This is a genomic window from Polaromonas sp. P1_E1_2 (genome assembly GCF_056406035.1).
Genome location: NZ_JBFUAZ010000103.1, coordinates 1 through 9,472 on the forward strand (window position 1 = coordinate 1; position 9,472 = coordinate 9,472).

Sequence of the window (9,472 nt, forward strand, 5' to 3'; positions counted from 1 at the left end):
ATCCAGACCCTTGAGCAGGAAGAAATCGCCCGCTTGAACAAGACCATTCCCGTTTACGCTCCCGGCGACACCGTGATCGTSAGCGTCAATGTGGTGGAAGGTACGCGTAAACGCGTGCAGGCTTTTGAAGGTGTGGTGATTGCCAAGCGCAATCGCGGCCTCAATTCCAGCTTCATCGTTCGCAAGATCTCTAACGGCGAAGGCGTGGAACGTACGTTCCAGGTTTACAGCCCGCTGATCGCGAAGATTGAAGTCAAGCGCCGTGGTGATGTGCGCCGTGCCAAGCTGTACTACCTGCGTAGCCGCAGCGGCAAATCCGCACGTATCAAGGAAAAGCTGGGCGCCAAGGCTGCCTAAAAGCACCTCCGCCCTGAAAAGCCGCTCTGTCGAGCGGCTTTTTTTTGCCTGCTAACCTCTCACTCCATGAACAACACCCGGCCCCTGCCGAAGTTTGACCCGCGCAGCATCCCGGTGCTGGGTATTGATGACCATCTGGCGGGGGTCCCTTCGGCGCACCTTTCACCGGAGGCCCTGCGCCAGCGTTTTCGGCATCCGCCTGTGTGGACTCCCGAACACAGCGTTGAAAAGACATTCACCGACCGCACGCCTGCGCTGGCTGCGGTGCTGATTCCGCTGGTCATGCGGGACGAGCTGACACTGCTGCTGACGGAGCGGACCACCAACCTGTCCACGCACTCAGGCCAGGTCGCCTTGCCCGGCGGCCGTACGGATGAAACCGACCGCGATGCGGTAGACACCGCGCTGCGGGAAGCGCACGAGGAGGTGGGCTTGCCGCGCGACCATGTGGAGGTGCTGGGCACCTTGCCGACCTACGTCACCGGTACCGCTTTCATCATCACGCCGGTGGTGGCGCTGGTGAGGCCCGGGTTCGTGCTGCAGCCCAATCCGGGTGAAGTCGCAGATGTCTTCGAGGTGCCGCTGGGCTACCTGATGAACCCGGCCAATCATCGCCGCCACGAGATGGAGTTCGACGGCGCCCTGCGCCAATGGCTTTCCATGCCGTACTCAGACCCCTCCGTGGAAGGTGATGGCAACGAGGCCAGGGAGCGTTATATCTGGGGCGCGACGGCCGGCATGCTGCGTAATCTCTATCGTTTTCTGGTGGCTTAGCCCACCACCGTCCAGGCTCACTTCGTGTAGCCTGTTCCCCCCTTCCAGGGGGCGGCGCCTGGGGCCGGCGAAGCCGAAAAATTAGCACACCCCTATCGGGCTCACTTCGTGTAGCCCTTTTCCCCTTGCAGGGGACGGCGCCTACGGCCTGGCAGAGCCAGTTCCGCGGCCCCTGCTCGCACGGGCCCCGCTGGGTTGTGCTAACTGAACTCTTAAACCCAGCATGAGCCGCGGGGCTGGCTATGCCAGACCGCAGGCGGGCGGCCCCCTCGGGGGGCAGCGCATTACACGAAGTGAAAAGCGTGGGGGCCAAGTTATGATTCCTCATGAGCTTTTTTGCCGTTTTGTTTGCACTCATCATCGAACAGGCCCGTCCGCTGGCCCGCGGCAACTGGATTCATGCGGGATTTCGGGGCTGGGCCCGCTGGACCAACCGCAGCCTGGATGCCGGCAAACCGCACCACGGCTGGATCGCATGGACGGTCGCCGTGCTGGTGCCGGCGCTGGTCACCTTCCTGATTCACTGGCTGYTGTGGACCATCAACCCCGTGCTGGCTTTTGCATGGAACGTGGCAATCCTCTATGTCACGCTGGGCTTTCGGCAGTTCAGCCACTACTTCACGGACATACGCGACGCGCTGGATGACGGCGACGAAACGACAGCGCGCGAATTGCTGGCGCAGTGGCGCCAGGTCGATGCGAGCGAGCTTCCGCGCAGCGAAATTGTCCGCCACGTGATTGAATATTCGGTGCTGGCCGCGCACCGCCATGTGTTCGGCGTGCTGGGCTGGTTTTCGGTGCTCGCTGCGCTGGGGCTGGGGCCCGCAGGCGCCGTGCTCTACCGCATGAGTGAGTTCGTTTCACGCTACTGGGCCTATAAAAGAAGGACCGCCGCCGCTGCAGGCGAGGGCGCCAGCACGGCGCTGCAGCTTGCCGCAAGCCGTGCCTGGGGCGTGATTGATTTTGTGCCCGCCCGTGTCACCTCGCTGGGTTTCGCGGTGGTCGGCAGTTTTGAAGACGCCATTGATGCCTGGCGCAACTACACGCATCGGTTTCCAGCTGGCGCACCTTCGGCCTCTGAAAACCGCAACGACGGGATCATCCTGGCTGCTACGTCCGGTGCCGTGAACGTGCGCCTGGGCGGCGAAGCGCTCAAGACCACGTTTTCGGCGGACACCTCGCAAAGTTTCCAGGCGGGTGGCCTGGATGCGGAAGACGGCATCGCCACAGAAGCCACGCCTGGCCGGGAGCCCGAAGTGGCGCACCTGCGAAGCATCGTGGGGCTGGTGTGGCGTTCCGTGGTGCTGTGGATGGTCTTGCTGGCGCTGCTGACCCTGGCACGCCTGCTCGGATGAGCGGCAGCCTGCCTTCCGGGCAATCCTTCTGGAGCCCTGCGGTGCGCGGTCTTGTGCCGTATGTGCCGGGGGAGCAGCCCGGTGTTGCGGACCTGGTCAAGCTCAACACCAACGAGAACCCATACCCGCCATCGCCCCGTGTCGTTGCCGCCATCACGGCCGCGGCGCAAAACGGCCTGCAGCTTTATCCCGACCCGCAGGCCAATGCACTCAGGCGGGCGATTGCCGGCTACCACGGCATAGACACCGGCCAGGTGTTTGCTGGGAATGGTTCGGATGAAGTGCTGGCGCACGCTTTCTGCGCATTTTTCCGCCACGGCCAGCCGCTGTTGATGCCGGATGTCAGCTACAGCTTTTACAGGGTGTACTGCGGGCTCTATGGCATTGAGGCCGGGCTCGTGCCGCTGGATGCGTCCCTGCGCATCCATGTGGCGGATTACACCGCGCCATGCGCGGGCGTGGTGATTGCCAACCCGAACGCGCCCACCGGCACCGGCCTGCCGCTGGCGCAGATCGAGCAACTGTTGCAGCAACAGCCCGAGCGGGTTGTGCTGGTAGACGAAGCCTATGTGGATTTCGGCGGCGAAACCGCCATTGAACTGATTGCGCGTTATCCCAACCTGCTGGTGGTGCACACGCTGTCCAAGTCGCGCTCGCTGGCCGGATTGCGCGTTGGTTTTGCCGCCGGCCAGCGCCACCTGATTGAAGCCCTTGAGCGGGTGAAAGACAGCTTCAATTCCTATCCGCTGGACCGCCTGGCCATCGCCGGTGCCGTGGCGGCTTACGAGGATCGTGCTTATTTTGAAGCGACTCGCACGGCCGTGATCCAGAGCCGTGATCTGTTAAGCCGGCAGCTGCAAGGCCTCGGCTTTGACGTCTTGCCATCGCAGGCCAACTTCCTGCTGGCTCGCCATCCTGGCCACGACGCAGCGGCCTTCGCGGCCGGCTTGCGCGAAAAAAACATCCTGGTGCGCCATTTCAGGCAGCCGCGCATCGACCAGCATTTGCGCATCAGCGTGGGCACGCCGGCGCAGTGTGAGGCGCTGGTGCAGGCCTGCCGCGAGCTGCTCAAGGCCTGACGCTATTGCCCGGACGGGCGCTGCCCGTCAGTTCCCGTCAATATCGGGGTTGCGACAGCTCGGCAAATAGTTCGCTATACAAACGATAGCGGCTTGCGCTGATTCCGTCTGGGCTGGGCCCCGATTTGACCTTTGAAATCACCCCGCAACCCGGCTCATGCAGGTGGGTGCAGTTGTAGAACTTGCAGTCCTGGGCGTGCGCCTTGAGGTCGGGCATGTAGTTGGCCAGCTGCACTGGGTCAATGTGGTGCAGCCCGAACTCCTGAAAGCCCGGCGAATCAATCAGCGCGGTGCTCCTCTGACCGTCCGTCCCGGTATTCACCCAGTACAGCGTGGTACTTGTGGTGGTGTGTTTGCCTGAATTGAGGGCCTGCGATATTTCCGCCGTCAGCACCCGTGCATCGGGCACCAGCAGGTTGGTCAGGCTGCTTTTGCCCGCGCCTGAAGGTCCCAGCACCAGCGTCTTTTTGTCCCGCAGCAAGTCCGTCAGTTCCTGCAGTTCCGGGTGCGGGGCATCGGCCGGCCCGCTTGCCGCTGTTTTGGGCTTGATGGCCAGCGAGAGCATTCTGTAGCCCATGGCCCGGTAGGGCGCCAGCTTGGCCCAGGCGCGCCCGAAAGGCTCGGTGAGGTCGCTTTTGTTAAGGGCGATGATGGGGGTGATACCCTCTGCTTCAGCGGCAATCAACGCGCGGGTCAGCTGGCTTTCCGAGAACTCGGGCTCGGCTGCGATGAGGATCAGCACCTGGTCGAGGTTGGCGGCGAAGGACTTGGTGCGCATCTCATCCTGCCGGTAAAACAGGTTGCGGCGCTCTTCAATTTTCTCGATGGTGCCTTCGTCTTCGGAAGGCAGCCAGCGAATGCGGTCTCCCACCACGGCCTGGCTTTTTTTGCCGCGCGGGTGGCAGATCACCCGTTCACCGGTGTCGGTCTCCACCAGCACGTGCCGGCCAAAACCCGCCACCACCAGCCCGGGCCGCGTGCCCGCGACGGGGGCAGCGGCAGGGCGTGCTGGTTTGCTCAAGCCAGCAAGGCGTCAACCTTCGACGCGCAGAAAAAATCACTGACAGAGACACCATCGACGTCGTGCGTGTTGAAACGCACCGTGCATTTGCCGTAACTCACGGCCAGGTCGGGGTGATGGTCTTCGGCATTGGCAATGAAAGCCAGTGCATTGACGAAGGCGATGGTCTCGTAGTAGTTCTTGAAGCTGTAGGTTTTTTCCAGTGAACCGTCGATCAGGCGCCAGCCCAGGGCCTGCTCGCCATTGAGCTTGCTCAACTGGGTGACGATTTCCGTGGCGCTCAGGGCGCGGCGGTTTTGGTGGATCGGGTTGCTCATGTCGCGGTGCTTTCAACAGAAGGAATCATGCGGCCCAGCCGTTCGGAGGCGGGCGGATGCGAATAGTAAAACTTCACAAATACCGGGTCGGGCGTGAGGGTGCTGGCATTGTCCTGGTAGAGCTTGAGCAGGGCGCTCTGCAAATCCTTGCCGTCCGTTTGCGCCACGGCATAGGCGTCGGCCTCGAACTCATGCTTGCGCGAGAACTGGGCGAACACCGGCGAGATGAAGAAGCTGAAGAGCGGCACCACCAGCAAAAAGAGCAGCAGCGCCAGGGCGTCATTGGCGCCGGTGAGGTTGGGCCGCACGCCCAGGCCGGTATAGAACCAGACCTGTGACGACAGCCAGCCCAGCAAGGCGAAACCGGCCAGGCTCATGGCAAACATCGAGACGATGCGTTTGATGATGTGCTTGTGCTTGAAATGGCCCAGCTCATGCGCGAGCACGGCGTCAACTTCACCGGGGTTGAGCTGTTTGAGCAGGGTGTCGTAAAACACCACGCGCTTGGCCGCGCCGAAGCCGGTGAAATAGGCATTGGCGTGGGCCGAGCGTTTGCTGCCGTCCATCACGAAGAGGCCTTTGGCCGCAAAGCCGCAGCGCTGCATCAGGGCTGTCACGCGCGCCTTCAGTGTCTCGTCTTCGAGCGGTTTGAACTTGTTGAACATCGGCGCGACGACGGTGGGGTAGAGCACCAGCACCAGCAGGTTAAAACCCATCCAGGCACCCCAGGCCCACAGCCACCACAGGCTTCCCGCGCTGCCCATCAGCCACAGGATGAGCGCCACGATGGGCAGGCCGATGACGATGCCGACCAGCGTCGACTTCACCAGGTCGGCCAGCCAAAGTTTCAAGGTCATCTTGTTGAAGCCGAAACGCTCTTCAATGCGGAAGGTGCTGTACAAGGTGAAGGGCAGGTCGAGCAAACCGCTGATGAGGCCAAAAGCGGCCAGCAGGGCCAGCTGCGGCACCAGCGCGCCCCAGGCGGCCAGGCCCGAACCGGCTATCGCCTGGTTCAGCATGTCGATGCCGCCCAGTAGCGTCCATCCCAGCAGCACGGCGGCGGCGAAGGCCATCTCCAGCATGCCGAAGCGTGCCTTGGCGATTGTGTAGTCGGCTGCCTTCTGGTGCGCCTGCAGCGAAATGGTGGCCGAGAAGGCGGCGGGCACCGCGTTCCGGTTCCGTGCCACATGGCGGATCTGCCGCGAAGCCAGGTAGAACTTCGTGAGCAGCCCCAACACCAGAAAGGCGGAAAACACCCCGGTGAAAACAAGCGAATAGTCGGTCATGGCTGGCAGTTTAGGCGATCAGCGAGAATCGCAAGATGCCTGAAACTGAACCCCTACTCAAAAAATCAGACCAGAACCTCGTCTGGCTGGACTGCGAAATGACCGGCCTCGACCCGGAAAAAGAGCGCCTGATCGAGATCGCCGTCATCGTCACAGGCCCGCAACTCACGCCGCGCATTGAGGGCCCGGTTCTGGCGATCCACCAGACCGACGAGTTGCTGGACCAGATGGACAACTGGAACAAGGGCACCCATGGGCGCAGCGGCCTGATCGACAAGGTCAAGGCCAGCACCGTGGACGAGGCAGATGCCGAAGCGCAGATTCTGGCTTTTTTGGCCCGATACGTTCCCAAGGGTGTTTCACCGCTGTGCGGCAACACCATCAGCCAGGACAGGCGCTTCCTGGTCAAGTACATGCCCAAACTCGAAGCCTTCCTGCACTACCGCAACGTTGACGTCAGCACCTTCAAGGAACTGGCCAAGCGCTGGAGTCCCGAGGTTTACAGCGCCTTCAAAAAGCGCCAGAGCCACACCGCCCTGGCCGATGTGCACGAGTCGATTGACGAACTTGAGCACTATCGGCAACACTTCCTGAAGTGAATTCTGCGTAAGTCATTTCGGGGTTTTAGCCAGACAGGACAAGCGCAAGCAGCTATTGAAATGATAGCGGGTGCGCACGGTACAGGCTGACGGCAGGAAGCCGCGATGCCCCCGGTTGAGCAGGGGACTGGTAGAAACCCGTAAAGCACGCTATAATCGTGGGCTTGCAGTGCACTGGGTGCCCTGCATTTGTACATCTACCTCACACTTTTGATTCCAATAACGGAGTCACCGCTTCGGGCACATTTCTGCTGCCTGGACCGCATATTCGTTTGATGGTTGATGTTTTATTAACCATGAACGAATCCTCCGCATCGCGGGGGTGAAGTTTCCTGTTCCTTCGCCAAAAGCGTTGCGGACAGGTGATTAGTGAGAAAAAACATGACTGACTCTTTTGAGGCTCGTGGCGACGTTTTGCCCGACACAAATATTGATACCGCCGCTGAGGCCGTGATCCACGTGATTCCGGACTTCTCTTCGGACGAGCCTTCGATGGCTCCCACCTCCCTGGAAGCCGTTGCAGCCGAACCCAATGGTTTCGTGAAGTTGGGCCTGGCCAAGGAACTCCTGCAAGCTGTCGCCGACATGGGTTTCACCCAGCCGACGTCCGTGCAGATGGCCACGATCCCCAAGGCCATGCAGGCCCTGGACCATGACGCCAAAAGCGACCCCAAAGCCAAATTCACCGACCTGCTGGTTTCCAGCCAGACCGGTAGCGGCAAGACCGCAGCCTTCCTGCTGCCCGTGCTGCACACCCTGCTGAAACAGCAGGAAGAAGCCGAGCGTTTTGAGCGCTCCGAATTTGAACGCCTGAGCGCCGAAGCCGTCGCCCGCGGCGAAGCACCCCTGAAAAAACCCAAGCGCAAGGACCCGACCAGCCCGCGCAACTTCAAGGCTGCCACGCCCGGTGCACTGATCCTGTGCCCGACGCGTGAATTGGCCCAGCAGGTTTGCGCCGACGCAATCGACCTGGTTCGCCATTGCCGCGGCCTGCGCATTGCCAACGTGGTGGGCGGTATTCCTTACCAGCTGCAAATTGCCAAGCTGCAAAATGCCGACCTCGTGGTGGCCACCCCCGGCCGCCTGCTCGACCTGCAGCGCAGCATGCAGATCAAGCTGGACCAGGTGCAGTTCCTGGTCGTCGACGAAGCCGACCGCATGCTGGACCTCGGCTTTGCCGACGACCTGACCGAAGTCAACCAGCTCACGATCGAGCGCAAGCAGACCATGATGTTCAGCGCCACGTTTGCGCCGCGCATCATGCAACTGGCCACGCGTGTGATGCGCCAGCCGCAGCGCGTCGAGATCGACTCGCCGCATGAAAAACATGCGTCGATCACCCAGTCTCTGCTGTGGGCCGACAACATGACCCACAAGCGCAAGCTGCTGGATCATTCGCTGCGCGACACCACCATGAACCAGTCGATCGTGTTTGCCTGCACCCAGGTTGAATGCGACGGCCTGGCCAATGACCTGGTGCAGGAAGGCTTCAGCGCTGTGGCGCTGCATGGCGCACTGGGCCAGGGCCTGCGCAACCGCCGCCTGATGGCTTTCCGCGACGGCCGTGTCCAGATCCTGGTCGCTACCGATGTGGCTGCCCGCGGCCTGGACGTTCCGTCGATCACCCACGTGATCAACTACGGCCTGCCGATGAAAGCCGAAGACTACGTGCACCGCATTGGCCGTACCGGCCGCGCCGGCCGCGAAGGCCAGGCGATCACGATTGCCGAGTTCCGCGATCGCCGCAAGATCCAGGACATCGAGCACTACATGCAGCAGAACCTCAAGCCCAGCGTGATCGCCGGTCTGGAGCCACAGCAGCGCTTTGCCCCGACCTCCGATCGCCCACGCGGCAACTTCGGCGGTGACCGCGGCGACCGCGGTGGCCGCAGCTTCGGCGGTGGTGGTGATCGTGGCGGCTATGCCGGCCGCAAGCCTGCAGGTGGCTTTGGCGGTGGTGCTGGCGGTGGCGGCTTCGGCGCACCTCGTCACAACGACCGTGACGATCGTGCTCCCTTCCAGGGCCGCGCTCCTGGACCACAGGGTGGCTATGGCGACCGTTCCGGTTTCAATGACCGCGGCCCGCGCCGTCAGGATGACCGTGGTTTTGGTGGCGGCAACAACACCGGCTTTGCGCCGCGTGAAGACCGCAACTTCGCTCCGCGCAACGAAGGCTTTGCTTCCCGCAATGAAGGTTTCGCACCGCGCCCTGACTTTGCCAACCGCAAGCCTGGTTTTGCCAAGCCTGCCGGCAAGGTGTTTGTGCCCCGCGATGCGGCCAAGAAACCCGGCAAGTTCTCCAAGCCCTTTCGCGATTGATGCTTAATTAAGCATCGCCAGCAAGGGCAAATAAAAAAGCCGCCCCGGACAATGTCTGGGGCGTTTTTTTTTATGGCCCCGTGCGGACTGGGGGCCGCACCCGCGGACACCTGCAACGCCCGCTGAAGTTATGATGCGATGGCCGCGCCGGCAGTCCGGCGCTTGCCAAAAAACACATCCACATGCACGCAGCCGCCTGGCCTCCTCTTTCAAAGAACTGACTCTTTGCTTCCTGCGCACCCGGACGTCCGTCCTGTTGCAAGGCTGAAGCACTGCCCGCACTCGCCGGATCGCCCCAGGCGGGGTGCCTGATCCCGACCGCCTTTTTCATTTGTGACGATCCCGCATCGTCCGCGGTCACGTTC

9 protein-coding genes are annotated in these 9,472 nt (G+C 62.1%); 6 read left to right on the top strand and 3 right to left on the bottom strand.

Going from position 1 to position 9,472, the window contains the following annotated elements; all coding sequences use genetic code 11:
- From rplS to hisC, 4 genes are all read left to right on the top strand, one after another.
- A partial coding sequence (gene rplS / locus AC1D1P_RS07475) for a 50S ribosomal protein L19 (RefSeq protein WP_477672556.1) occupies positions 1-357 on the top strand: 357 nt, incomplete at its 5' end.
- 66 nt (positions 358-423) lie between these two features.
- The gene (locus AC1D1P_RS07480; protein WP_477668032.1) at positions 424-1,131 is read left to right on the top strand and encodes a CoA pyrophosphatase; all 708 of its coding nucleotides are present in this window, start codon (positions 424-426) and stop codon (positions 1,129-1,131) included.
- A 326-nt stretch (positions 1,132-1,457) separates the two neighbouring features.
- Entirely contained in the window at positions 1,458-2,486 is a 1,029-nt protein-coding gene (locus AC1D1P_RS07485) for a CobD/CbiB family protein (RefSeq protein ID WP_477672557.1), read from the top strand.
- Positions 2,483-3,565, top strand: coding sequence for a histidinol-phosphate transaminase (hisC, locus tag AC1D1P_RS07490; protein WP_477668031.1), 1,083 nt, complete (start codon positions 2,483-2,485; stop codon positions 3,563-3,565). The genes AC1D1P_RS07485 and hisC overlap by 4 nt, the downstream gene beginning before the upstream one ends.
- A 37-nt stretch (positions 3,566-3,602) precedes the next feature.
- On the opposite strand, the gene rsgA is transcribed toward hisC, so the two are convergent.
- Genes rsgA through AC1D1P_RS07505 form a run of 3 tightly spaced genes read right to left on the bottom strand, consistent with a single transcriptional unit; the run spans position 3,603 to position 6,189 of the window.
- Positions 3,603-4,586, bottom strand: coding sequence for a ribosome small subunit-dependent GTPase A (gene rsgA, locus AC1D1P_RS07495; RefSeq protein ID WP_477672558.1), 984 nt, complete (start codon positions 4,584-4,586; stop codon positions 3,603-3,605).
- Positions 4,583-4,903 carry a 4a-hydroxytetrahydrobiopterin dehydratase gene (locus AC1D1P_RS07500; protein WP_436157846.1) on the bottom strand — a complete coding sequence of 107 codons (321 nt, stop codon included), beginning with the start codon at positions 4,901-4,903 and terminating at the stop codon, positions 4,583-4,585. Before AC1D1P_RS07500 ends, rsgA begins: the two co-directional genes overlap by 4 nt.
- A complete protein-coding gene (locus AC1D1P_RS07505; protein WP_477672559.1) occupies positions 4,900-6,189 on the bottom strand; it encodes a M48 family metallopeptidase in 1,290 nt (429 codons plus the stop codon). The genes AC1D1P_RS07500 and AC1D1P_RS07505 overlap by 4 nt, the downstream gene beginning before the upstream one ends.
- A 35-nt stretch (positions 6,190-6,224) precedes the next feature.
- Between AC1D1P_RS07505 and orn the strand changes: the two genes are divergently transcribed.
- Both orn and AC1D1P_RS07515 read left to right on the top strand, forming a co-directional pair.
- Positions 6,225-6,788, top strand: coding sequence for an oligoribonuclease (gene orn / locus AC1D1P_RS07510; RefSeq protein WP_457279974.1), 564 nt, complete (start codon positions 6,225-6,227; stop codon positions 6,786-6,788).
- Positions 6,789-7,169: 381 nt separating this feature from the next.
- Positions 7,170-9,107 (top strand): DEAD/DEAH box helicase, encoded by a 1,938-nt coding sequence (locus AC1D1P_RS07515; RefSeq protein ID WP_477672560.1) that lies wholly within the window; start codon positions 7,170-7,172, stop codon positions 9,105-9,107.
- The last annotated feature ends 365 nt before the right edge of the window (positions 9,108-9,472 follow it).

Coding starts and splice junctions, on each gene's coding strand:
- AC1D1P_RS07480 (WP_477668032.1), top strand. CDS start 424: ATGAACAACACCCGGCCCCTGCCGAAGTTTGACCCGCGCAGCATCCCG.
- orn (WP_457279974.1), top strand. CDS start 6,225: ATGCCTGAAACTGAACCCCTACTCAAAAAATCAGACCAGAACCTCGTC.
- AC1D1P_RS07505 (WP_477672559.1), bottom strand. CDS start 6,189: ATGACCGACTATTCGCTTGTTTTCACCGGGGTGTTTTCCGCCTTTCTG.
- AC1D1P_RS07515 (WP_477672560.1), top strand. CDS start 7,170: ATGACTGACTCTTTTGAGGCTCGTGGCGACGTTTTGCCCGACACAAAT.
- hisC (WP_477668031.1), top strand. CDS start 2,483: ATGAGCGGCAGCCTGCCTTCCGGGCAATCCTTCTGGAGCCCTGCGGTG.
- AC1D1P_RS07500 (WP_436157846.1), bottom strand. CDS start 4,903: ATGAGCAACCCGATCCACCAAAACCGCCGCGCCCTGAGCGCCACGGAA.